15 protein-coding genes are annotated in these 26,522 nt (G+C 45.6%); 13 read left to right on the forward strand and 2 right to left on the reverse strand.

Annotated features, from left to right (window positions below; translation table 11 throughout):
- Positions 1-31 precede the first annotated feature (31 nt).
- From BN1234_RS01130 to gtfA, 5 genes are all read left to right on the forward strand, one after another.
- A complete protein-coding gene (locus tag BN1234_RS01130) occupies positions 32-1,327 on the forward strand; it encodes an ABC transporter substrate-binding protein (RefSeq protein WP_054954823.1) in 1,296 nt (431 codons plus the stop codon).
- 32 nt (positions 1,328-1,359) lie between these two features.
- On the forward strand, positions 1,360-2,244 hold the full coding sequence (locus BN1234_RS01135) for a carbohydrate ABC transporter permease (RefSeq protein ID WP_054954824.1): 885 nt from the start codon (positions 1,360-1,362) through the stop codon (positions 2,242-2,244).
- Positions 2,244-3,077: a carbohydrate ABC transporter permease gene (locus tag BN1234_RS01140; RefSeq protein WP_054954825.1), complete on the forward strand. Its 834-nt coding sequence runs from the start codon at positions 2,244-2,246 to the stop codon at positions 3,075-3,077. Before BN1234_RS01135 ends, BN1234_RS01140 begins: the two co-directional genes overlap by 1 nt.
- A 70-nt stretch (positions 3,078-3,147) precedes the next feature.
- Positions 3,148-4,824 carry a glycoside hydrolase family 13 protein gene (locus tag BN1234_RS01145; RefSeq protein ID WP_054954826.1) on the forward strand — a complete coding sequence of 559 codons (1,677 nt, stop codon included), beginning with the start codon at positions 3,148-3,150 and terminating at the stop codon, positions 4,822-4,824.
- A gap of 15 nt (positions 4,825-4,839) precedes the next feature.
- Positions 4,840-6,285, forward strand: a complete 1,446-nt coding sequence (gene gtfA / locus BN1234_RS01150; protein WP_054954827.1) for a sucrose phosphorylase — start codon at positions 4,840-4,842, stop codon at positions 6,283-6,285.
- 93 nt (positions 6,286-6,378) lie between these two features.
- On the opposite strand, the gene BN1234_RS01155 is transcribed toward gtfA, so the two are convergent.
- The gene (locus BN1234_RS01155) at positions 6,379-6,723 is read right to left on the reverse strand and encodes a hypothetical protein (protein WP_054954828.1); all 345 of its coding nucleotides are present in this window, start codon (positions 6,721-6,723) and stop codon (positions 6,379-6,381) included.
- Between the two features lie 580 nt (positions 6,724-7,303).
- Between BN1234_RS01155 and BN1234_RS01165 the strand changes: the two genes are divergently transcribed.
- From BN1234_RS01165 to BN1234_RS01190, 6 genes are all read left to right on the forward strand, one after another.
- Entirely contained in the window at positions 7,304-9,655 is a 2,352-nt protein-coding gene (locus BN1234_RS01165) for an AraC family transcriptional regulator (protein WP_054954830.1), read from the forward strand.
- A gap of 151 nt (positions 9,656-9,806) precedes the next feature.
- Positions 9,807-14,867 carry an S-layer homology domain-containing protein gene (locus BN1234_RS01170; protein WP_054954831.1) on the forward strand — a complete coding sequence of 1,687 codons (5,061 nt, stop codon included), beginning with the start codon at positions 9,807-9,809 and terminating at the stop codon, positions 14,865-14,867.
- Positions 14,868-15,012: 145 nt separating this feature from the next.
- Positions 15,013-15,927 carry an ABC transporter permease subunit gene (locus tag BN1234_RS01175; RefSeq protein ID WP_054954832.1) on the forward strand — a complete coding sequence of 305 codons (915 nt, stop codon included), beginning with the start codon at positions 15,013-15,015 and terminating at the stop codon, positions 15,925-15,927.
- An 11-nt stretch (positions 15,928-15,938) separates the two neighbouring features.
- Positions 15,939-16,835 (forward strand): carbohydrate ABC transporter permease, encoded by an 897-nt coding sequence (locus tag BN1234_RS01180; RefSeq protein WP_082423060.1) that lies wholly within the window; start codon positions 15,939-15,941, stop codon positions 16,833-16,835.
- Positions 16,836-16,869: 34 nt separating this feature from the next.
- Positions 16,870-18,399 carry an ABC transporter substrate-binding protein gene (locus BN1234_RS01185; protein WP_054954833.1) on the forward strand — a complete coding sequence of 510 codons (1,530 nt, stop codon included), beginning with the start codon at positions 16,870-16,872 and terminating at the stop codon, positions 18,397-18,399.
- Between the two features lie 366 nt (positions 18,400-18,765).
- Positions 18,766-20,421, forward strand: a complete 1,656-nt coding sequence (locus BN1234_RS01190) for a hypothetical protein (RefSeq protein ID WP_054954834.1) — start codon at positions 18,766-18,768, stop codon at positions 20,419-20,421.
- Positions 20,422-21,032: 611 nt separating this feature from the next.
- Here the strand turns inward: BN1234_RS01190 and BN1234_RS01195 are convergent.
- Positions 21,033-21,827: an Abi family protein gene (locus BN1234_RS01195; protein WP_082423054.1), complete on the reverse strand. Its 795-nt coding sequence runs from the start codon at positions 21,825-21,827 to the stop codon at positions 21,033-21,035.
- 429 nt (positions 21,828-22,256) lie between these two features.
- On the opposite strand from BN1234_RS01195, the gene BN1234_RS01200 reads away from it, so the two are divergent.
- Positions 22,257-23,132 (forward strand): hypothetical protein, encoded by an 876-nt coding sequence (locus BN1234_RS01200; protein WP_054954836.1) that lies wholly within the window; start codon positions 22,257-22,259, stop codon positions 23,130-23,132.
- Between the two features lie 493 nt (positions 23,133-23,625).
- Positions 23,626-26,412, forward strand: coding sequence for a glycoside hydrolase family 3 C-terminal domain-containing protein (locus BN1234_RS01205; RefSeq protein WP_054954837.1), 2,787 nt, complete (start codon positions 23,626-23,628; stop codon positions 26,410-26,412).
- Positions 26,413-26,522: the final 110 nt, after the last annotated feature.

Below are 26,522 nucleotides of genomic sequence, written 5' to 3' on the forward strand. Positions count from 1 at the left end.
TATGATGAACAAACAATTGGAGGTTATTGAAATGAAGAAGAGCTGGAAGACTGTTTTGGCTGGAGTATTAACGGCTGCCCTTATCCTGCCTGGTTGCGGCAGTGCAGGAGGCGCCAGCAGCGGAAAAACCGATGTAAGCATGTTGATTGGTAAGGAAGAGATTGCAAAGGAACTGGATGAGACGGTTGCAAAGTACAATAGCTCTCAGGACAAATATAATGTGAAGATCATTCCGCTTGCTGGTCAGAATGCGACTGAAAAGCTGACTTCATTGTATGCCTCTAAGAACGCGCCGGTTCTCATCAATGCAGGTGTGTATAAGGAATTGGAAGCATGGAAGGATAAATTCCTGGATCTGTCGGATATGCCGCTCGTTCAAGGGATCGATGAGCAATATTTAGACGCAGGTAAGGTGGACGGTAAGCTGATCGGTATTCCGACTACCATTGAAGCCTTTGGATTCCTCTACAATAAAGATGTGCTGGATGAGGCGGTGAAGGGTGACTTTAACCCGGAAACCATTCAAAGCCGCGCAGACCTGGAAGAGCTGATGAAACAGATTGAAGCGACTGGCAAAAAAGCACTCGAAATATCGCCAATGGACTGGTCCCTGGGCGCTCACTTCTCTAATGTGATGTTCACAAACCAATCGGATGATACGGCAGCGCGTCATGAATTCTTAAAGCAGCTGCAGGAAGGAAAGGTTGATCTTGCTAATAACCAGACCTTCAAGGATTGGGTAGCTACATTCGATCTGATGAAAGAGCATAACACAGCTAAGGCAGCTCCGCTATCTGCAGATTATGATTCAGCAACCCTGCAATTTGCTAATGGAGATATCGGTCTATGGTTCATGGGTAACTGGGCTTATCCGCAGATTAAAGAAGCGAATCCGGATGCCAATATCGGAGTTATGCCAGTCCCAATCAAAGAGGAAGCTGGAGCATACGGTAACACACAAATATCCATTGGTGTACCACAAACCTGGACCATTGATGCAACACAATCAACGAAAGAACAGCAGGATGGCGCTAAAGACTTCTTGAACTGGATGTATGAAGATGAGGTTGGCCAGGATTACTATGTGAACAAGTTAGGCTTCATCCCAATCTCCAAGAATAATAAGATCGAGCCAAATGATGAATTGTCAAAATCCGTATTGAGCTATTTGCAAGCAGAGAAGAATCTGGAATGGATGAATGCATTCTATCCACCGACTGGTTTCCCGGCGATGGGTGCAAGCCTGCAAAAATATCTGGATGACAAGATCGATATGACAGGCCTCGCTGCAGAGTTTGTTGATTACTGGAAGACAAGCGCTAAATAGCGCTTGTCTTCTCCCAAAAGGGGAGGGGAATTATGTATTCCGAGAAAGGGTTCATAAATAAATTTAAGGTATTCGCCTTATTCGGTGCAGTACCACTGTTTGTCTTCTTGAGTGTGGTCATCGTTCCTTTTTTACTCGGGATCTTCATGACCATAACAAACTCTACAGGTACGGATATTTCTACAGAGTTTGTAGGATTGCAGAATTACATGGCTGCTTTTAAGGATCAGAAATTTTGGGAGTCTATGAGCCTGACTTTTCAATATACATTCTGGTCATTGATTATTACGAATGTCGTAGCTTTCCTTCTGGCTTTATTAGTAACCAGCGGAATGAAAGGTCAGAATTTCTTCCGAATGGGCTTCTTCACCCCCAATCTGATCGGTGGGGTTATCCTCGGCTTTATCTGGCAGTTTGTGTTTAGCCGCATTCTTGTCTACGTGGGGACATCGATGGAAATCGGGATCTTCAGCGGCTCATGGCTTTCTGATCCAAGCACAGCGTTATGGGCGTTAATCATTGTAGGCGTGTGGCAAAATTCGGGATATATGATGCTTCTCTATATCGCAGGTTTGACAGGCATTCCAAAGTCATTGATAGAAGCTGCTTCATTGGATGGCGCGAGCTACTGGCGTACGCTGACAAGAATCAGAATTCCAATGATGATTCCTTCATTCACGATCAGTATCTTCCTGACCCTGCAGCGCAGCTTTATGGTCTATGATACGAACCTTTCATTAACCAAGGGCGGACCGTATCGTTCAACAGAAATGATCTCTATGCACGTCTATAATGAGGCATTTCTGTATCAAAATTACGGTACAGGACAAGCCAAAGCAATTATTCTCTTCCTTGTGGTTGCCGCAATCGCTGTAACTCAAGTCGTAATTATGAAGAGGAAAGAGGTGGAAGCATAATGAACTCCCGTTCGGGTAAGAAGGCAAGCAAAATATTGGCTGGCGGCGTTTCTATACTTCTGTTTATTTTATATATCTTTCCTTTTCTATTAATACTGATCAACTCTTTTAAGACTAGGCTTGAAGTTGTAGCGAATCCGCTGTCTCTCCCTAAGTCATTGGATTTCAGTAACTATATTAATGCATTTCAGACGATGAATTACGGAAGAACGGTGATGAATTCCCTGTTCATTACAGTGCTGTCCGTGCTGGTCATCCTGATCTTTGCATCGATGCTGGGTTATTTCCTGGTTCGTTGGGATTGGAAAATGAATAAGATCATTTTTATGCTCATCGTCGCTTCCATGATTATTCCGTTTCAATCTGTCATGATTCCGTTCGTAACTATTTACGGTAATCTCAATCTGCTGAACAGCCAAGGGATGCTCATTTATTTTTACCTGGGATTCGGTATAAGTATGGCCACATTTATGTACCACGGGTTCATTAAGAATGTGCCAGTTGACTTGGAAGAAGCGGCAATTATCGATGGCGCAGGCAAAAATAGAGTGTTCTTTAAAGTCGTGCTGCCGATCTTAAAGCCAATTACAGCAACGATTGCGATCCTGGATGTATTGTGGATCTGGAACGACTTCCTGCTCCCGTCATTAGTACTTGTGGATGACAATGTTCGTACATTGCCGTTATCAACATTCTACTTCTTCGGGAAATATACTTCGAATTACAGCGTAGCTATGGCGGCACTTGTGCTCGTATTGCTTCCAATTTTGTTTTTCTACTTTATTATGCAGAAAAGAATTATTGCAGGTGTGGTCGAAGGTGCGGTCAAATAAACACGATTTTGAGCAGTGTACTCACATATCATCGTAACTGCTTTTTCAAAATGTAAGGAGAATACGCAGCATGAATAGAGAATGGTGGAAAGAAGCTGTCGTCTATCAAATATATCCGAAGAGCTTTCAGGATGCAGACGGCGATGGAATGGGTGATATACGAGGCATCATTCAGCGTTTGCCTTACCTGCAGCAGTTGGGGGTAACTGTCGTATGGATATGTCCTGTGTATAAATCACCAATGGATGATGGCGGTTATGATATATCCGATTACTATTCGGTAGATCCGATGTTCGGAAGTAATGAGGATTTAGATGAGTTAATTGTGCAAGCAGATGCCCTGGGCATCAAGATCATTATGGATCTGGTTATTAATCATACCTCAGATGAGCATGAATGGTTCCAGCAGGCACTGAAGGATCCGAACAGCAAATACCGCGACTATTACATTTTCCGGGAAGGTGTGGATGGTCAGCCGCCAAACAATTGGCGATCGTATTTTGGAAATTCCGCGTGGGAAAAGGTTGAGAATGAGGATAATATGTACTATCTTCATGCCTTTACCAAGAAGCAGCCTGACCTGAATTGGGAAAATGATGAGGTGCGTGAAGCACTATATGATATGGTTAACTATTGGCTCGATAAGGGAATTGGAGGCTTTCGAATCGATGCGATTCTCAATATCAAGAAGCGCATTGAAACCAAGCAATTTGAGCCGGATGGTGAAGACGGACTTGCCTTTATCGGTCACTGGATATTGAATCAGCCAGGCATTGAGGTGTGGTTGAAGGAGCTCAATGATAGAACCTTTAAACCTCACAACAGCATGACCGTAGCCGAGGCAAATGTGCCGGATGAGAGATTGTCCGAATATATTGGCAACGACGGATTCTTCTCTATGGTATTTGATTTTAGCTATACCGATATTGATGTTCCCATCACAGGCGAGTGGTTCAAGTTCAGCAACTGGACACTCAGCGACCTGAAAAAGCATATGTACCGGCACCAATTAGTATCTCAAGAGAAGGGCTGGGGCGCATTATATCTCGAGAATCACGATCAGCCGCGGTCCATCAATAAATACGTGCCTGAGCAGGACATTCATGATTACAGCAAAAAGATGCTGGCTACATTGTTCATGATGATGCAAGGAACACCGTTTATCTATCAAGGACAAGAAATCGGCATGACGAATACTCAGATGGACAGTATGGACGATTATGATGATATCGCTACCCATGACCAATATCAACGCGCTCTGCTCGCGGGACTAAGTGAAGATGAAGCATTTGCAGCGACGAATCGCCGCAGCCGGGACAATTCAAGAACGCCAATGCAGTGGGATACATCCAAGAATGCCGGTTTTTCTACTTCGGATAAGACATGGATGAAGGTCAACAGGAACTATGACCAAATTAACGTCGCTTCCCAGCAGCATGAAGCATCTGTGCTTCATTATTACAAACAGCTGATAGCCTTGCGCAGAGAGGGTAAATATTCCGAGACGATCGTTTACGGGGCATTTTTACCGGCAGAGACTGATCGAGAAGAGCTTTTTGTATATCAACGTGTGCTTGGTGACCGAAAGCTCCTTATTGTCATCAACTTCTCGAATCAGGACCGGAGTTATCCGGTTGATCGTGAATTTCATAACGTGGTTCTGTCCAACTACGCTGAGATCGGCCTGAATGCGCAGCATGAATTGAATCTGAAGCCTTATGCAAGTGTAATCTTGTCCAATGACTAAAGGAGACTTATCGAGATGACCATAAAAAATAAAGCAATGCTCATCACTTATGCGGATAGTATGGGCACCAACTTGAAAGATCTAGCCCATGTGCTGGACAAGCACCTGGACGGAGTTGTCGGCGGCGTTCATTTGCTGCCTTTTTATCCTTCCTCCGGAGACCGCGGATTTGCGCCAATGGATTACACCAAGGTTGAAGAAGCGTTTGGTACATGGGAAGATATTGAGCGGATCAGTGAAAAATACGATTTCATGATGGATTTCATGATCAATCATATCTCGCAGCAGTCCCCTTATTTTCAGGACTTTCTAGCCAAGAAGGATGAGTCCATGTACAAGGATATGTTTATCCGCTACAAGGACTTTTGGCCAGGAGGCGAACCAACGCAGGCTGATATCGATCTGATCTATAAACGCAAGCCGCGTGCTCCGTATGTGGAGGTAACGTTCGCAGACGGTTCATCTGAAAAGGTATGGTGTACGTTTGATGAGCAGCAAATCGATCTGGATGTAACGACAGAAACGACGCGCCGCTTTATTGAGGAGCAGCTGACCTTCTTGGCGAATAAAGGGGCAACCATTATCCGTCTCGATGCGTTTGCTTACGCGAATAAGAAGCTTGGTACGAATGACTTTTTTGTAGAGCCGGAAATCTGGGATATGCTGCAGTACTGCGAGGATATCGTGAAGAGGCACGGAGCAACGGTACTGCCTGAAATTCATGAGCATTATACGATTCAGCAGAAGATTGCCGCCAAAGACTACTACGTCTATGATTTTGCCCTGCCAATGCTTGTGCTGCATGCTCTATTCAGCGGAAAGGCTGAGCGCCTGGTTCATTGGATGGAAATCTGTCCTCGGAAGCAATATACAACACTGGATACCCATGATGGGATTGGCGTTGTGGATGTGAAGGACCTGCTGACCGATGAAGAGATTGAGATGACGCGTGAATCGCTGTACAGCCAAGGGGCGAATGTAAAGAAGATTTACAGCTCGGAAGCCTATAACAATCTCGATATTTATCAGATCAATTGTACTTACTACAGTGCCCTTGGCAATGACAATGAGGCATACTTGCTGGCTCGTGCTCTGCAGTGCTTTGCACCTGGCATTCCGCAGATTTATTATGTCGGTCTTTTGGCGGGACAAAATGATATTGAGCTGCTGGAACGCACGAAGGAAGGCCGCAATATTAACCGTCATTATTATAGCCTGGATGAGATTGAACAAGAGGTTCAGCGTCCGGTTGTCCGTGATCTGTTTGATCTTTTGCGGTTTAGAAACCGCTCTGCTGCTTTTGACGGGGAGTTCTCGGTCAATCAGCATGGAGAGGGTAGACTTGTGATCACATGGACGAATGGCGATACGGCAGCAGCGCTGAAGGCGGATCTCGCCTCGAAAAAATTTACAGTAACGGAGCAGATCGAAGGCCGTACTGAGCTCATCTTTGAGCAGTAAGTGATATATCCGTTGGTCTATGGTCAGACTCCGCGCCTTCATACATAAACCCGCTCATTGAGCGGGTTTTTCTTATTTTAATGATGCAAATATTTACGAATTCGATTGGTGCATCAGCTCTTTGATTTCAAGAAATTGTGCATTCGTTATTTGCTGAGATTGTTGAATGGCGTCCAGCTTATCCTCTATTTTTTTCAATTGGAGCTGCGTTTCTTTCTGGATTTTATCGGTCTCCATTTGTGTCTTGGAGTTATCCATGATGACTAAAATGGTTAGTCCTGCGCTCAACACCGTCAATCCTCTGGCGATTTGATCTAAATCGGGCTGGTTCATGGCAATCAGGCAATCGGCAAATCCGGCTCCGATAAGTAGACCACCAATTGTGACAATCCCGGTCCTTTTCCATTTATCTAAGATAATTTTCAATGGCTGCTTCATCTAAAGATCTCCTTCAGTTAGGTAATATAGTAAAAGTGAATACGAACCTATATTTAATAAAACACAAATTATGGAATAGTTAAAGGAGATACGTAGAAGATTATGGGGTGATCTTCGGAGAGAGGTTTATCGGTTCGGAGGTTAAAGATTTCATAAAAGGAACTTCTTTTTGTGAATGGATAATGTTGACAACATATGGATCCTCGCTAATAATGAACGCATCATACTTTGCAGAGCTGAAACATAAGCTGATGTACAAGCATACAGTCCGGATTCAATACAGACGAATGAGCTCCGTGTTCGAGAACATGAACCCCCAATTTCTGTGATGATTGTCCGTCCGTAAGAATGGGGGAGAGGTAATAATCTTGCGTTTTACCGATACCGAATGATTCCAAAAAGTTTTAAATATCGTATTTTATTATAATATCCGGCGCTTGCCTTGACCTCTCTTGCAGGAGAACGTTACTCTCTGACTAAAGAAATACTACTCGGGAAACATTCGCGTTTCTCCGATGCACTGGTCGGCAAGCGCGATGATCGTACAGCTTATTAATTTGCGAAGCGGAGTTGTCGAGCCATGAATATCTTACAGCACCTAACAAGCCGAAAATATTTGCTGCGGATCTTTTTCTATTTCAACTTATCTATGGCGGGATTGTTACTTGTAACAGCCATTTCTTTTTACGTGTATTCCCAGCAGATGATCTTGCAAACGCAGAAAGAAGCCAATCAGAAGGTACTCTCGCAAATCAAACAAAATATTAATTATATTAATGATATCGTGGAGAACATTGGCATCATGGCGAGCCTGGATCCCAATGTCATCTATTTGATGAATGCCGCTAATCCCGACCCATTTATGAAATTTCAGACCCACCGCAAGCTGGATACGCTTGCCGATTCTACCACCTTCGTGGATTCCATCTTTGTGTTCAGCGGCGTAACTGATACATTTTACACCGCAGGATCAGGAACTTGGACGCGCACACATTTGAAAGCGCTTCAGGATAGACTGATGAAGCAGCTGGAATCGAGGGGGACGGACTCCTTCGCACAATTAATTCCTATTAAACTGGATGAAAGACAGCCCAATGTCGACCTCTTCTCGTTCCTCATTACCAAGAATCATCCTTCGAACGGCGAGCTGCCCAATACGGTTATCGTAAATATAAGACCGCAATGGATTTTTGAAAATATTATGAATCTGAACAATATGTCGGGCAGCAGCGACGGCACGGTGCTCGTGGACCAGCATGGGGAGATTCTGCAAACGGAGGGGATGTCCTCGCCGCCGTCGGAATCTGTACAGCATTATTTGGCCAGCTCAAACCTGTCGGCAGAAATACCGTCCGAGGTCTTCTCGATCAGGAAGATCAACGGGGACAAATATGTGATCTCGGAAACCGGCGTTGGGGTGAGCCAGTGGAAGGTTATGAACATTCTTCCCTACGAGAAAGTGATGGGCCGGGCAGATACACTGCTTGATATTACGCTGCTATTCACTTTTATCTTCCTGATGGCAAGCTTTATTCTATCTCTTGTCATTACAAATCGATTATATCAGCCGATTGGCAATCTGTTCGACTTGTTCAAACGAAACGGCATGCATTCCCCTCATTCCCATCCGCCAAATAAGGATGAGGTGAGTTTCATGTCTGATGTATACAGACTGACGCTGGATAAGCTCCAGCAGGTGAATCAGGAGGAGCGTCGGAACCATCAGATCATCGGCGACTACTACCTCCGTCGCTGGGTAACCGACAGCCGTTCGATGACTTTGGAGGAACTGGATTACTGCGCCGAGGCTAGTCCCGAGCTGTTCGCAGATGGAAAGGAGCAGTCCTGGCAATTGGTCGTCATTCTGCTCGATCAGGCACCGCTGGACGGCACATCCAAAGAACATGCTTCGCAAGAGAAATTATACCGGTTCGCTGCATGCAACATTATAGAAGAAACAGTCGGCCTGTCATTCTCTAATCGGGTTGTCGATATGAATAACGAATATATCGTCGTCATCGTTGGTGTACAGGCTGACGGGGTCGATCTTGCTGCCTTGTCCCGCCTTCTGAAGGATGCCCAGCAGACGTATAGGAAATTTTACCGCAAACGGAGCTTCTCTGCGGCTATTAGTCATACAGTAACCCATTGTAGGGAGTTGACAGCAACCTACGAACGAACGGTGCAGCAATCCATGTACCGACTGGCTTATGGCTTAGGAGCGGTCATCACACCGGAAATGGTCAAAGAGAATAACAGCCGCCATGACTTTATGATCCCGGCAGAGCTGGAGAAAAGACTCCTGGAGGGCATTAAAACCAGGGATGAGGACGCCGTACAAGCCGCTCTGGCACGGATCTTCGAGCTAATCGCCTCTATTCATTACGATTACATGACCTATGCGGTCATTCAGGTCATTCTATTAATTAAGCAGGTGCTGCGTGAACCGCCTTTCACCTCGTATGCCAATTCGGTCGAGCTGCAAAATATTAATCAAAAAGTGCTCAAGGCTGAAACGTTAGCGGACATGAGAGAGATCATCGAACATTTCCTGCGGCAAATCTATACAGAAGACCAGTCTCCAATGAAAGAAGACAGAAACAAAATGATCGTTGATACGATTAAGGAGTTTATTGAAAACAACTACTCGGACCTCAACTTGAGCCTGCAATCGATCGCAGCCTTCCTAAAAATGTCCCCAGCCTATGTCGGTAGAATCTTCAAACAATACGAGCAGAAATCGGTCGGCGACTACTTAAATGAATACAGGCTTGAGAAAGCTTGCGAATTGCTCGTTGGCAGCGCCTATAACATTAAGGAAATCGCCGATTACCTGGGATTCAACAATTCGAGTTATTTCATTACCTTATTTAAGAAGAAATACGGGGTAACGCCCAAAGAACATCGCCTGAACGTGACGCTTGGCAAATAATTTAGGGCCTCCAATAACATGTTATTGGGATGATTATCAAAAAACAAAACGAAAGTCCGGATATTTCATTGATTTTAGGATTCCGGCCCATGTGCTCCTTTGTCACAATAAAACCGCAGGACCATTACGTAGTAGCGAAAGGGTGAATGCGGTGGCAAAGAAGAAGTTTTTATCCGCTTGGCTGATTGTGTGCATGCTCGCCATGGGTATGCCGTACACAAGCGCGCTGGCGGAACAGGGATCGGAGCTGGCAGAACCAGCACCGGAAGCAGGGGAGGTTATTTATGTATCACCAAATGGAAGCGATTCCAACAATGGCTCGGCAGACGAACCGCTTCAGACGCTTGAAAGCGCCAGAGATGCGATCCGTCAGTTCAAAGCGGATGGCGGACTTCCTGATGGAGGCGTGACGGTTTACTTGAAGGAAGGCAGCTACGAACGGATGAAATCATTCGAATTGTCTGAAGAGGATTCAGGTACGGAGGATTCGCCAATCGTCTATCGTGCCTATCCGGGCGACACCGTCAGGCTGACGGGCGGCAAGCAGCTAGATAGCAACAGCTTCGTTCCGGTTACCGATTCGAACGTGCTGAATCGAATAATTGATGTCTCGGCGCGGGGTAAGGTGGTGGGGATCGATCTTAAGGCACTCGGCATCGAAGACTATGGTCAAATGAGCCGCCACGGTTATTGGAAGGCGAACGACCTCAGCTTGACCCCTCCTATGGAGCTGTATATCGGCGGGCAGGGCATGACGCTGGCCCGCTGGCCCAATGTCGGCACCGTGCAAATGAATGATATTGTGGAGCCGGGGCCGACGGTAAATGATCCGGACCTGCATCAGCGTGGAGGAACATTCAGCTATAAGTACGATCGCCCAAGATTTTGGACGGAGGCTGACGATATATGGCTGGACGGCATTTTCGGCTATAGCTGGGAGTGGTCCTACAACAAGGTAGCCGCGATCGATACGGAGAAAAAAACAATTACACTGCAATATGGAGAAATGTCGGGTATTTTTAAAAACTGGTATCCGGACTTCCATTTTGCCCAGAACCTGCTTGAGGAGCTTGATGCCCCAGGCGAATATTATATCGACCGCGCAAGCGGGATGATGTACATGATTCCGAATGCCGCGTTCCTCAGCGGGCAAGGCGAAGCAACGGTAACGATGCTCAAGGAGCCGATGATTCGCACGGTAGGCGCCTCCCATATCCGCTTCGAGGATATCGTGATGGAATACGGTCGCGACATGGCTGCGATTATTCTCGGCGGCAGCGATATCGTCATCGAGCATGCCGAAATCCGGAACTTCACGAACGGAGGCGTACTCATCAATGCACCCGGACGTTACAATTACGATGGAGTTGAAGACGAACTCAACGGGCAGAATCACGCTGTCATCTCCTCTCATCTTCAACATATCGGCGGAACGGGCGTTACGCTGAACGGCGGAGACAAGGAGACGCTCGAACACGGAAACAATAAGGTGGAAAACTCGCATATCCACGATTTTGCCTATTACCACAAGGCTTATAATCCTGGGGTGTTGTTTTCCGGCGTTGGCAATCAGGCCATAGGCAACGAAATTCACGACGCGCCTCACCCCGGCATCATCGTATATGGTAACGACCACCTGATCGAATACAACAACATCTATGATATATGTAAAGATTTTCAGGATTTAGGCGCCATCTATATGAATGCAGGTATGGTGCCCCACGAAAGAGGAACGATCGTACGGCGCAACTACTTCCACCACACCGGAGAAGACAAACACGGCGTGGAGGGCATCTACCCGGATAACATGACGATGGGTATGACGATCGAGGAGAATATTTTCTACAAGATGGGCAACAGCGCAATCAAAAGCGGCTCAGGCTCCTACATCCATGCGAGCAACAATATTTTCGTAGACACATTTGTCCCATTCGACAACTATGAAATGTTCATGAGCAAAGAGCCCGGCAACCGCGTGGATCGCGACTATATGCCGGCTTGGCGGGAACTCTTCAAGAAGTACAACGACTTCGTAGGCACGCCTTATGCCGAGAAGTATCCCGAGCTTCTGACGTTTTTCGAAGAGGACCGTTACTTCCCGACTACCAACACGTTCGAAAACAACGTCATTTACAATCCTGGGCTAACCCGCTCTGACCAAACGAACGAGCACGGCGCCAGGGACGTTAACAACCTGCTTAATTATAAGGACAACTGGATCGCAAGTGAGGACCCGGGTTTTGTCAGCCTTGCGAATGAAGACTTCAGTCTTACCGCCGATGCGGCCGTATTCGAACACATTAAAGGATTCAATCCCATCCCGTTCGAAGACATCGGTACACAAGGCAAAGTAGGCTTGTCCCATGCGCCAGACTCCATCGAAGCTTCGGGTGTCTATTTGCCCGACGACATGACGATGTCGATTGGCAAAATGGTATCGGTCGCAGCCGAAGTAGTACCTTGGAATGCGACGAACAACGGTGTCATATACAGCAGCAGCGATACGGCTGTAGCAACAATTGATGCGAAGGGCCAAGTGACCGCATTAACTGCCGGAGTGACAACGATAAGGGCCGTATCCAACCACAATGCGGACCTTTCGGACGAAATGCTCGTAACTGTAACCGAAGGCGAGGGCATTATGCATTTTACCGATTTTGAATCGGGAGGCAACGGATGGATGATCGATTCCAACCACAGTATTGTGGAGGATGAAGAAGGGAACCACTGGTATCGCATCGTGAATAAAGCGAATTCGCAGCATCCAAGACAATTCGCCGATTATGAGCTGGAATACCGCTTGAAGACACCAGAGACCATACCGGAAGGGGCAACCCTGCTCATGTATGATCGCAACGGTGATAAAGGAGGCGGATACGTTCGGTATAAACAGTCGGAAGAAGGCTCATCATGGATTATTTATAACTCGCAGTGGCAGGCGCTAGAAGAAGCTGCGGTGAGCGAAAGCGATGAACTGCAGCCTGACACCGTTTATACGATCCGGATGATTGTACAAGATGCGATGATCAGCGTCTTTGTTAACGATAAACTGGTGATTCAGGGCCGGAATGAGACGCACAACGCATCCGGTAGGGTCGGATTTTACGTAGAAAACTTCGACTATCTCGAATTTGACGACATTACCTTCTCCGTCGTGAGAATACCGATCACGGGCATAAAGCTGGAACAAGAGCAGTTAACGCTCCAAACGGGCGAACGCCAAACCTTGACGGCTCTGATTACACCCATCGAGGCAACTAACCAAAAGCTAGACTGGAGCTCCAGCAATCCTAAAGTAGTTGCTGTTACGGAGACCGGTACAGTAACAGCGATGGCACCGGGCTCGGCGGTTATTACGGCAGCTTCCGGGGACGACTCCTCCATATCGGCATCTGCGACCGTTACGGTAACCGAACAGTCGTATCCTGTAGTCCTGGCAGGCGCGCAGCTGAAGGACAAAGCCAGCTGGACCGCCTCCGATGCTGTATATGGCGGCGAGCAGAGCGTTAGAATGTTCGGAGACGGCGTATATGGATACGAAGCCGAGACGTTCGGCAGCGAACTGATCCGCTTCAAGGCGAAGTTTAGTGATTTCGGAACAGGCTGGTACGGATTCGCTGTTCGGTCCGATCGGACGGGAGATCCGACTTGGGTGAAAGCCAATAAAGGCTATCTCGTCGTTATTAAGGCGAATCAAATCGAACTTCAGAACTGGAAGCCGGGACAAACGATGATGCAAATCATTCCGAATTCCGTATTTCGCCCCGGTCAAGAGTATGATATCGAAATTGGCGCGGTACAGGTCGATAATGGCACGCGATTTATTCTCAAAGCGGATGGAAAACCTGTGTTGAACGTGCTGGATTCCGATCCGAATAATCCAATCGCGGCCAAAGGGTATTTGAACGTTTATCATTACACAGGTCCGAATAATGGTTTCGAGTTGAAGCCGATCGACAAATCGAATCCAAATCCAAATCCAAATCCAAATCCAAATCCAAATCCAAATCCAAATCCAAATCCAAATCCGATTCCAACTCCAACTCCAACTCCGAATCCGGGATCACCGGGCACCGGACCTATCTCTGGTGGAGGCGGGAACCAGAAGGATGATCTGGTCGTTGTTAAAGACGGCGATTTGACGGGAGGAAGTCAGGACAAACCGATAACGATCGGGCTAGATAAGGATAAGAACGGGGTTCTGCTGACACCGGGTATTATCGGCAAACTGGCAAAGCCGCTTGCAGTGCAAGCTGGCAAAGCAAAGCTTACCTTCTCTCCTTCCATGCTGCGGACGATAGCGGACGCGCAGAAGGAAGGTGTTGAATTGATTATCAAAGCGGTACCGGTATCCGATGATCATGCCGTCTCTCTTCCGCAAGCGGGTGGGAATGCCGCCTCATACCGACTCGTGGGCGCTCCCTATCGATTTGAACTGCTGATTAGAAGCGGCGGCACGGAGACTGTATATGCTTCGAACTTCCCGGAGCCCGTTCAAGTTTCTTTCTCGGTTGATTCGTTCAACGGCAATGGGAACTTGCTTGGGGTATATCACGATGCCGGTTCGGGCAACTGGGAATACGTAGGCGGCGAGTTCGTGGAGGCCAGCCGTACAATTTCAGCGGAGCTCAGACGCTTCAGCTCCTACGCCGTTATGGAATATAAAGCTGCATTCACAGATATTCCGGCCGGGCATTGGGCGCTAAAGGCGATTCAGACGCTCGCCGCCAAACATATCGTAAGCGGCAAATCGACAGATCGCTTTGATCCGGGCGGCGAGACGACACGCGCGGAGTTTGCAGCGATGCTCGCGAGGACGCTTAAGCTCCCGAAGGCGCAATTGAAATCGCCGTTCCAGGATGTAAAGCCAAGTGATTGGCATTCGGATGTGGTGGCGGCTGCTTACGAAGCGGGAATCATTTCGGGACGTTCGGAGCAGCGTTTTGCACCGGATGATCGGATTTCCCGCCAGGAAATGGCTATGATGCTCATGCGCGCTTACCATTATGCCGAAGGCCCTGTAGAAGCACGAGATGCTGCAAGCCGTCCGAAAGATCTGAACCAAGCATCGGAATGGGCCCGTCTGTCCATTGAGGAAGTAATGAAAGTTGGAATTATGAAGGGTTATCCGGATGGGGCATTCCAACCAAGCTTGTTTACGAGCCGGGGCGAAACAGCTCAAGCTATTTATAACTTGCTGAGCCTCTTGTAACTTTCAGTTTTTAGCCATTTTATCGCGATTTTTATATCCGATTTAATATTTTGTCAGCATTTTAAGATTTTTTTTGCACCTCCCTTATGCCATGATTTGGAGCAAGGCCGATTAAGGCATACATGGATAAGGGAGGTGAACTGAAATGAAGAAACGCCGATTCCGATTTACCAAGGGAGACCGAGAGCTGAGCCTGCTCGCGCTTCCGTCGATCATTTACATATTCGTATTCAGTTATTTAACAATGTTCGGCGTCATCATCGCCTTCAAGGATTACCGGTATGATAAAGGGATTTTGGGAAGCGAATGGGTAGGGCTCAGCAACTTTAAATTTTTCTTCATTTCCGAGAAAGCGTTTATCGTCACACGCAACACGATTATGTACAGTTTATGGTTTTGGGTCATCACAACGTTGTCTGCACTGCTCATCGCGATCCTGCTGAACGAAATATCGCGAAAGTGGAGCAAATACTATCAAACCATTATGTTTTTGCCCACCTTCGTATCTTGGGTTGTCGTGATGTTTCTTGCGCAGATTTTTCTAAACCATAATTACGGTTTTCTTAACCGTTTTTTCGAAACGATAGGCCTGGAACGCATTTCTTGGTACCTGGAGCCCGTTTATTGGCCAATTATTCTAACGATCGCTCATCTCTGGAAAGGGATAGGCTTCTCCGCGCTGGTCTATTATGCAGGTATTGTAGCCATTGATCCTTCCTACTATGAAGCCGCTCGCATGGATGGTGCAACCCGTTTTCAGATGGCCCGGAAAATAACGATACCGATGCTGTCGCCACTTATTATTATCTTAATGATTATGGCGATCGGCAACATGTTCCGCGGAGATTTCGGACTTCACTATTTTGTTTCGAATAATGCGCCGTTATTGTACAATACCACGGATATTATCGATACATTCGTCTATCGCGCACTCAGCGTTAGCGGGGATATGTCGATGGCCACGGCTGTCGGATTCTACCAATCGTTTGTTGGTCTGCTGCTCGTTGTTGGCGCCAATTACACCGTTCGAAAAATTAGCGAAGAGAACTCTTTATGGTAGGAGAACAGCCGATGGAAAACTACGCAATGCATCGAAACAAAATCTTAGACGGTCTCTTGAACTTATTTTTTATAGTGCTGTCTATTCTGATTATCGCTCCTTTCGTCCTGATCATCTCCGTCTCATTAACAGATGAAAGCACCCTTACGACGTACGGCTACACATTCTTCCCTAAGCAAATAAGCTCGCTTGCCTACGAGTTTTTGTTCCAAACGCCGCTCGTTCTGATACGTGCTTACAGTAATACTTTTTTTATTACCGTTGTCGGGACGCTGCTTAGCATTCTGATGACCAGTATTATCGGTTATGCCATATCAAGAAGGGATTATTCGCTCCGGTCTCCGCTCACCGTCTTTGTGTTTATCCCGATGATGTTCTCGGGAGGTCTGGTACCTTTCTATATCCTCATGACACAATATTTGCATATGAAAAATTCGTTATGGGCGATCATCCTGCCCGGACTGATCTCACCTTTTTATATTCTTATTATGAAAGGGTTCATGAGCAAGGTCCCGTATGAAATTATCGAGTCGGCTAAAATGGACGGGGCAAGCGAATGGCGGATCTTCTTCCGCATCATCCTCCCGCTCTCTACACCCGCACTTGCAACGCTGAGTCTGTTTATTGCCTTCAACTACTGGAACGAATGGTTCAACGCACTGCTGTTCATCGACGATGACAAGCTGGTTCCGCTGCAGCTGCTGCTTGTGCGAATCATCAACACCCTCGATTTCCTGCGCAACAACAGCCAGTATATTCAAGGGCTCGGCATTGATCTGAGCCAATTTCCGAACGAATCCGTCCGGATGGCGCTAGTCGTGCTTGTTGCCGGTCCTATGATGTTTGTGTTTCCGTTCTTCCAGCGATATTTTGTGCAGGGGATGACGGTTGGTTCTTTGAAGGGCTAATGGACGATTATGAAATGATATTGGAGGGGTTCATATGAAAAGGATACAAATGACATTGCTTCTGCTGTTATGTTCAATCGTTATATTATCGGCTTGCGGTGGCGGAAATAGCGGGAATAGTTCGAACGGAAAGCAAGGAGAAACAGCGGCACCATCGAATAATGTGGGTTCAAAGGACAATGAGGGTTCAAAGGACAGCGACCTGCCTGAAGTAGAGCTGATCTGGTATTACGGCGTATCCCAAGTATCCCCTGATCAGCAGAAAATTGAAGACGAAGTGAATAAAATCATTAAGGAGAAAATCAATGCCACTGTTAAGCTCAAGCCGATCGACTTCGGCAGCTATACGACCAAGCTGAATACAGCAAGCGCGGCGGGCGAGAAATTCGACCTCGTCTGGACGGCCAACTGGGCGTTCAATTATGATGAAAATGTGAAAAAAGGCGCCTTTATTCCGCTCGATAAGCTGCTGGATGAATACGCGCCGGAAACAAAAAAAGCGATCCCGTCCTTCACTTGGGATGCAACCAAATATAAAGGTGAGATTTACGCCGTACCGAATTACCAAACGATCACTTCGCGTTATGGCGCGAGCATTCGGAAGGATTTGGCGGAGAAATACAATTTCGACACAAGTACGATCAAGAAAATCGGGGACTTGGAGCCGTTCCTCAAGCTGGTTAAGGAAAACGAGCCGGGGATTACGCCGCTCATGCTGACCGGTCCAGGCACCAAATTTGAGCCTTTCATGTACGGCTACGATGATAGCGGCGTCAAAATTGGCGACACCACTTTCAAGACAAACACCATGGAGGAAACCCCCGAGTACAAAAGTTTTGTCGATATGATGCACAGCTGGTTCAAGAAGGGATATATCAACGATGATGCTTCAACAGTGAAGCAGATCGATTCTGTCTATAACGGAAAATACGCCACAAGTATCGAGAGCGCTATGAAGCCTGGGTACGAAGCGGAGAAGAAATCGAACAACGGCGGTTACGACGTGATCGGTATTCCGTTCACGGAAGCAACAACTCGCCGCACCTCCAATATTACAACGTTGACGGCGGTTAGCCGGACCTCCGCAAATCCTGAACGGGCGGTTCAGCTCATCGAGCTGGTCAATAACGATCCGGAGCTGTACAACTTGTTGAGTTTCGGAATCGAAGGAACACATTACGAGAAATTAGACGACAAAACCGTCAGAGTAACAAAAGGCGGCGGATATGTTGCGCAGAACTGGGTATTCGGCAACGTGTTCAACGGTTACCTGGTCGAAGGACAGGCGCCGGACACATGGGAAGTAACGAAGAAGCTAAACGAGTCGGCCTTTGTCCAACCAACCTTCGGCTTCATGTTTGACGATTCGTCTGTCAAGGCGGAGTTTGCTAACGTTAATGCCCTGAAGGCAGAATACGAGCCGCTCCTGATGACCGGAACCGTCGATCCTGAAAAGTATTTGCCGGAATATCAGGAAAAGCTTAGAAAGGCGGGTTCAGATAAACTGCGAGAGGAGATGCAAAAGCAGCTGGATGCTTGGGTAGTGGAGAACGGAAAGAAGTAAGGGATTGACAGAACGGCAAAAACCCGACCTTTCGCGGTCGGGTTTTTCTTGTTTGGTGGAGATGATGTTTTCAAAAAACGAGCACGTGAGCTTATTGATTTGTATAGTAACTCGCCAACTTGGTTAAATAGGCTGAGGTTGCTGGTTCATTCACGGATAATGTTGACATACCCACAATCCTCGCTAATAATGAACATATCATACTTTGTAGCGCTTTCACCTTAGGAGGCAGCGAGCTTAATAAGGACCCCGAACGAGTGATTAAACGAAGATTAGAATATTGTAAATAAAGCAAACGGATGGCTGAGAGGTCGTCCGATTATTTTTGTCCTAACTGGGAGCGCTCACAACAAGTGAAGGGATGATATGATGATGAACAATCAAGAGCATCAAACGTACGATGTACAAGCATGGAGAGAGCATACCGTACTGAATTTTGCGGTAAGCGAGTATGTTCAGCATGCGGCTTGGGCACAAGCAAAAGGACTCATAGCTCCATCCAAGGTGTGGATTGGAACCTGGGATGATGTACAAGCATACAGCCCTAATACATTACAGGAGAATGAGCAGCTGCAGATGGAGGATAGTTCTTTTTCGGATGACTTTCTAATTTGTGAGCGTGAAGATCAGCTGATTCTTGCAGGTCGTTCAGAGCGTGCGGCCTTGTATGCGGTTTATCAATATGCGGCTGACCGATGGGGGATGCACTGGATTTATCTTGGTGAAGCAGAGCCTTCGATTTCATCACCGAAGTCTAATCGTGAAAGCTTTGAGCTGCATTCTCCTGTCATGGAGCGCAGAGGCTTCGTGTTCGAGAATATTTACGATTTGGAATACATCAAGTCCATGGTGGACTGGTTGGCCAAAAATAAATGCAACGAAATCTTCTTCACCTTTATGCTGTGGGATTCGATTGGCGAAGGGCTTGCCGAGGAGATTAAGCGCCGGGGAATAAATGTGACGTTAGGCGGCCACAGCATGAAATTTTTCTTGGAGAAAGCGGAGAATGATTCTGCAGATAAGCTCAGTGATCATCCTTATACAGCGAAGAAACAGCTGAATTATGAGGACCTATCCTGGCAGGACAAGCTAATCGATGACATTGTCTTGTATTGCCGCAGCGTTCCGAATCTCACAAGGCTTTCTCTATGGCCAGAGGATATCGCAGATCGTGGTGGAACAGGATTTCTTAGGCACTACATTTCCTTTACAGAAAGACTTCACGACCGGTTAGCAGCTGCTAATTTCCCTCTTGATGTGGAGCATATCGCTTACAATGCCGGTCTCACGTGGCATATGCTCGAACGTGATGAGCTGGATGCATCTAAGGAGATTGATACCCTATTCGCCTATTGGGGAAGAGATTACCGCTACCCATTCGACAACAAAGCTAACCAGAGTGATGAACGGGCAAGACAATCGCTCCTGGATTGGATTAGCACCGTCCATAAGAATGACCGGAGCCTTCACGTATTTGAGTATTACAGCGATCATTTCATGCTTACACCGTTATTTCCGATGCTGCCTACGCGAATTGCAGAGGATATCATTTATTATCGGGAACTAGGCGTAGACGGAATCACTAATCTGGTCGTCCCTTGCAGGAACATGGATCATTATCCATGGAAATGGAATCACGGCTTCAATAGCTATGTATTTTGCAGGTCATTATGGGGCGCTCCGATCGAGCAGATTCTAAACGATTATTTTGCCTACTATTCGGATCAGGAACGGCCTGTGGTGATGGCATTATTTAAGGCGATAGAAGAGATTGTTACAGAACTCACTTACTGGAATGTTGAATTATTCCCTGCCCGAGCGGTCGATCCGGAAATGGCACAAGCAACACCTGAACAAGCCGCATCGATTATTGCTTTGCTAAGAAAGATTCAATCCACAGTAAAGTCGCTGATAGAGCCATCCAGCCTTGATCCCCAAGGCGGGCCTTATCGAAGTGCGCTGCATCTCATGACTCATGCAGGCGAAATTGAGCAGCGCTGGCTTAAGAAGCTTGCGGAGTAGCAGTACGGAGATGGAGGCTTTCAGAAATATCATAAATATACTTTTTCATACATTAAACCCGCTCAATGAGCGGGTTTTTCTTAGGGCGTTGTGTTTTGGAGTTATCCATGATAACTAAAATGGTTAGTCCTGCACTCAAGGACCGTTAACCCTCTGGCGAGCTGATCCAAATCGGGTTGGTTCATGGCAATTTAGGCAATCAGTAAATCCGGCTCCTATAAGTAGACCACCGATCGTAACAGTTCCGGTCCTTTTTCATTTATCTGAGATCATTTTCAATGGTTGCTTCATCTAGAGAATTCCTTCAGTTCGGTAATTATAGTAAAAGTGAATAAGAATCTATATTTAATTAAACACAAATTCCGGAATAGTTAAAGGAGATAAGTAGAAGCTTATTGGGTGAACGTCGTAGGTTGTGTCCAATTACTGGTTGCGCCCACCTGCAAACCCCTCACTTATTAGAAGCAAAACGACCTGGGATTAACGTTCTGTTTGGTTGTGTTTTTTGTTGGCGCTTTCGCTATTCGTGAAACGCATCAGGACAACAGTGTTCTTCAAACTGGTGAATCGTTAATGTCCATGAATAAGAAAAAGCTCCGAAATTCGGAGCTTTAAACTATTTTTAATAAGGTTGACCAATTTTCCTTGAATCCCATTCTACCCATATCCACATCATCATACTTCTCAATTAATGCCTCTAGACGAGTGACCCAGGAATCCCAAAGAGAACGTTCCTTAATTAGATACTTCAAATTAAATATCTGTGTGAAAATGTGATGTTGCTGTAAGTCTAGCTGTTTATCTTTACGTAATATGGTTGGTTTTGTGATAATCAGACTATTAAACAATCTACTATGGTGTGCACAACGATTTCTGAGAATTTTCAAAACGTTAAGCCAATTTCTGAGTATGTTGCTGTGTAAGTTAAACTGGCTCGATATCTTTATTTGATCATTAGTATTTAGATTGCTATAAAGACCTACAAGATTAGAGAATGTGGCCATCTCTAAAGCCACCCAAACTGGAAAAATTCCATCTCGATTCTCACGATGATGTTTTACAAATAACTCATTTGATTTACTGAGTTCATTATCTAATATTTCTAATAAGCCAAGATGTTTTTCTTCGCTAACAAAGTTACTCGGTTCTCTATATCCCAAATCAGGATAGCCGTGGGCAATCATATAGGATAATTTTGTCCTAATGGAAATCTCAATGTGTTCGATAAGCTCCATTAACATCAACCTTAGGGCTTTATCGAACTCGTAATGTCGATAGATTTTTTCAAAAGTTGTACCTTCAACATATTTATTATCTTTTTTAAAGGTAAGATCATATCCAGTGAAACGGTAATAGCTGACTCTTGATAGTACCTCGATTGCTTTTTCCTCGTCTTCAATGATCAGTCCACGTTCTTAAAAAGAGAAATCATCTCTTGATGTGTAAGAGCTGGCTTTATTCCTATTGATGAAGTCATAAAAAAGCCCCTAATAAAAAATTGGCTCGCCCTAGGCGCCAGTCAGTTGGAACTGATTAGCGGGGCGAGAACTGTTACCATAATTTTACTACCGTTGTACACTTTAGTCAACATTTTGTTGACATCAAAAGCTCTTCCCATCACAAGTGATTGGATTACTATTTGTTGTGTTTTTTAGCCGATTGTTCTTTTAGGGGTTGTTGTGGAGAAGTGTTATGAGAGAGCACTGCGAAGAAGTACACGAGGCTACTTATAAAGGGTTATAATAAATATAGGAGAAACAATTTACAACTCTGGACCCTTCTCTGAAGCAGTATAAATTATTAAAAACAAAAATAACTCTTAAGGGGGGAGTAGTTTGAATAAGGAAATTATAAAGAGTTTTAAGTTTGTTATGAGTGATGAGACCCCAGTTTTCAATTCCTATGTTATGAGAAAAGCCCAAGGTGAGATGATGAATTTAGAATTACTTTCATTAGAGGATTTACAAGAGATGTTTATCGATGAAAATATTCCTGATAGTATATTAGCTGACTTATTTAATACTGACAAAAATAATGTTAAAAAAAAGAGATATAAGTATAATATAAAACTTGGTCAAACACTTCCAAAGAAAATGATAAATGAATTGAATAATCTCTTTGATAGTTCTTCTATAGAAAAGTCTCAACGTATCGAACATGTTCTCATACCGATAAAGATTATTTTTAATCCAGAAGATGATCTTATCTTTGCACCTTACAGGGTACTTGAGAATGATGGCAGACCTTATCCGTTTTATGATCAAGAGGGCCTGCAGGAGGTTGATACTGAAGCCTTCTGCATAAGAATTAGTAAAGTAAAGAAAGAAATCCGAAAAATTTTGAGTGAAATTGTTTCCTTTTTGGGGGATTATGAATGGAATGATGAAGTTGATTTTGAATGGAAGGATGAGAAAGTAACTATTTCTGCAACTCTCTATAGGGAAGAAGATACAAAATCAGAGAGGATTTCATTGGCATTGTTCTTACAAATTTCAGGATCGCACCCATTAGGTGATCTGATTTTTGATTCAGAGTATGACCTACAAAACAATACACTGCGAATAATTACTGATAATTGTGATTTTGAAACAGATGCTGAGGTAATTCATGAGATTTTTATGAATAGTTGGGATGAAGTGCGAAACTTCGTTGAAATTCAATATGAGATTGAAGAAGAATATGAAGAAGATGATGATATGAGAACTGACTAAGAGGAAAGGGTCATGTTGTCTGATCTGGTTGAAGTATGCCAAGAGATTTTTCACTGTTTCATTCGAATATTGTATTCTTTAAGCAGTTATTTCAGAGTGCCCTCTGTAATAGCTGCTTTTTTTTTTGAATTGTAGTCGAATTAGCTTAAAAGTAAGTATAAGTTGCGGTGTTTGCTCTTTTAGATACTAGGTATAGTACTCTAGTAATACAACAGTCGACGGATTCGAGTTTTACCCCAAAAATGATCATTCCATGGTGAACGATTACTTCGGCATCGTTTTGGAGTAATTTAATTGTATATTCTATAAAAATAATCTTGTAACATGTTCTATATTCTTCTATGGAATTTGTTGCTATGATACTAGGTAGATGTCTCACACCTCAGCGCATGAACTCAGAACTAGATTATGAAGTAAGAAGCTATGATTGAAAGATAATTTGGTGGAGCTAGACATCTACTACCATAGAGATGATCACCAGGAGGGAACGAAATTGAGCACACAGAAACTTGGAGGTCCATTAGAAGGATTTGCTGAATTTAGCAGACGTGTAGCAGCAGAAGGTGCTGTACTGCTAAAGAACGAAGGACAAGTTCTTCCCATTCAAAAAAACGAAAACGTTTCCGTGTTTGGCAGAACGCAGATTAATTATTATCGCAGTGGTACAGGTTCGGGGGGCAGTGTTCATGTAACCCATACAACAAATCTGCTGGATGGCCTTCGACATAAAAAGAATATTACCGTCAACGAAGATTTAGCGGCTGTATATGAAAAGTGGATTGAGCAGAATCCGTTTGATAATGGCGGAGGCGGCTGGGCGGCTGAGCCATGGCATCAGAAGGAAATGCCTTTAAGTGATGAGCTGGTATCAGCAGCAAGAGAGAAATCCGACAAGGCGATCGTTGTTATTGGACGCACAGCTGGAGAAGATCAGGATAATGCCAATGAGCCGGGAAGCTATCAGCTAACGGCAGAAGAAAAAGAGATGCTAAAGCAGGTAACAGCCTATTTTGAACAAACTGTTGTTGTACTGAATGTATCCAATATTATCGATATGAGCTGGATGAATGATAAAGATTATGTACACCCGATTCCATGTGTCATTTACGCTTGGCATGGCGGCATGGAAGGGGGCAACGCGATTGCTGATGTATTGGTTGGAGATGTGACGCCAAGCGGTAAGTTAACGGATACCATTGCATTTTCGATCGAGGATTATCCATCCACTCAAAATTACGGCAATGAGTATAAAAACTTGTACCAGGAAGACATCTATGTAGGATACCGTTATTTCGAAACATTTCGTCCGGACCTGGTTCAGTTCGAATTCGGTTACGGTTTGTCTTATACCCAGTTCGAAATTATGCCCGAAGAAGCCAAGCTGACCGTCAAAGACGGAGAACAATATATTGAAATTGGCGTAATCGTAAAAAATATCGGCACTACCTATGCAGGTAAAGAGGTCGTGCAGGTCTATTATGAAGCGCCGCAAGGAAAGCTGGGCAAGCCTGCTAAAGGTTTAGCGGCATTTGGGAAGACGAAGGAACTCCAACCGGGTGAATCGCAGCATCTTATCGTGAGCTTTCCCGTTTCCTCCATGGCTTCGTATGATGACGCCGGTGTAACAGGGCAGCCTTCTGCTTATGTTCTGGAAGAAGGAGCATACCGACTATATGTAGGAACCAGTGTGAAAAATGTAGAGGCAATCAACATTGACGGCCAACAAGGTTACGTTGTAGAGACGCTTCAAGTCGTTGAAAAGCTGCAGGAAGCGATGGCGCCAACGGAGGACTTTACAAGAATGAAGCCTGGTGCCCGCAAAGAGGACGGTTCATATGAACTGACCTTCACGGAGGTACCGAAGCGCAAAATTTCCATGGCGGAACGGATTGAGAATAATCTGCCGCAAACCTTGGAGCAAACCGGCAATCAGGGCTACAAACTCCGGGACGTGTATGATGGAAAAGTCAGCATGGAAACCTTTATTGCCCAGCTCAGCGATCAGGATCTGGCGGTGATTGTTAGAGGAGAGGGAATGAGCAGTCCGCTTGTTACACCGGGTACGGCTTCGGCTTTCGGCGGGTTAAGCGACAGCTTGCTGGACTACGGAATTCCGGTTGCTTGTACAGCGGATGGACCGTCCGGAATTCGGATGGACAGCGGGCAGAAGGCTACGCAGGTATCCATTGGAACCTTGCTTGCGGCTACCTGGAATACAGAGCTGGTCGAAGAGCTTTATGTCATGGAAGGCCAGGAATTACTAAGCTATAACGTTGATGCTTTGCTTGGGCCTGGTTTGAATATCCGGCGCAGCCCGCTGAATGGACGCAATTTTGAATATTTTTCAGAAGATCCGCTGATCTCCGGGGTATTTGCTGCAGCGTGCACGCGCGGAATTATGAAAGGCGGTTCTAATGCCACGCTGAAGCATTTCGCCTGCAACAACCAGGAGAAGCATCGCAGCAAAGTAGATGCTGTTGTCTCTGAGCGTGCGCTTCGGGAAATATATCTGAAAGGCTTTGAAATTGCCGTGAAGCAGGGCGGAGCCAATTCAATTATGACCTCTTATAATCCGATCAACGGACACTGGGCGGCTTCCAACTATGATCTGAACACCACCATTCTCCGTGGAGAGTGGGGATTCCAAGGCATCGTAATGACGGACTGGTGGGCTATTATGAACGACGTGGTTCATGGAGGCCCTGCAGACCGGAAATATACGAACTGGATGGTCCGTGCACAGAACGATCTTTATATGGTGGTCATGAACTACGGTGCAGAAACCAATGCGTGGGACGATAATACGATAGAATCCCTGGAGAATGGGACTCTGACTCGTGGAGAGCTGCAGCGCAGCGCCGCTAATATTTGCAGATTCATCATGCAGGCACCGGTATTCTCCAGAAAACAGGTGATCGAAGAAGCGGTCGCTTCCTTTAAAGCGAATCCTTCTCTTTCTCCGGAGCAAGTTCAGGCTTTAACCGAGAACGCTCAGGTAAAACCTTCAACAACCGGTTCGACCTTTATAAAGGTAGATCAGTCAGGGAATTACCGGATTATTGTGCATATCATGTCTCCGGAGCCGGAACTGGCGCAAAGCGCCTGCAACGTAACGCTGAATGATCAGTCGCTGACAACCATTCAAACGAATGGCACGGATGGCAGATGGATCAAACAGAAGCTTGTAAAAATCGAATTGGAAGCAGGCCTTTATGAGATGAAGCTGGACTTCGTTAAACCAGGCTTGCAGATCGACTGGATCGAGTTCAAACGAGTTTAACTTAAGCTATCACCAAACGACTGATTCAACATTTGTGCAGCAGATGAAGAGACACCCCCCCCAAGGGTGTCTCTTTCACTTTTTTATGCCGAATGCTCTGCCAAAAAAAG

It is taken from the genome of Paenibacillus dakarensis (assembly GCF_001373415.1).
Taxonomy (GTDB): Bacteria; Bacillota; Bacilli; order Paenibacillales; family Paenibacillaceae; genus Paenibacillus_AQ; species Paenibacillus_AQ dakarensis.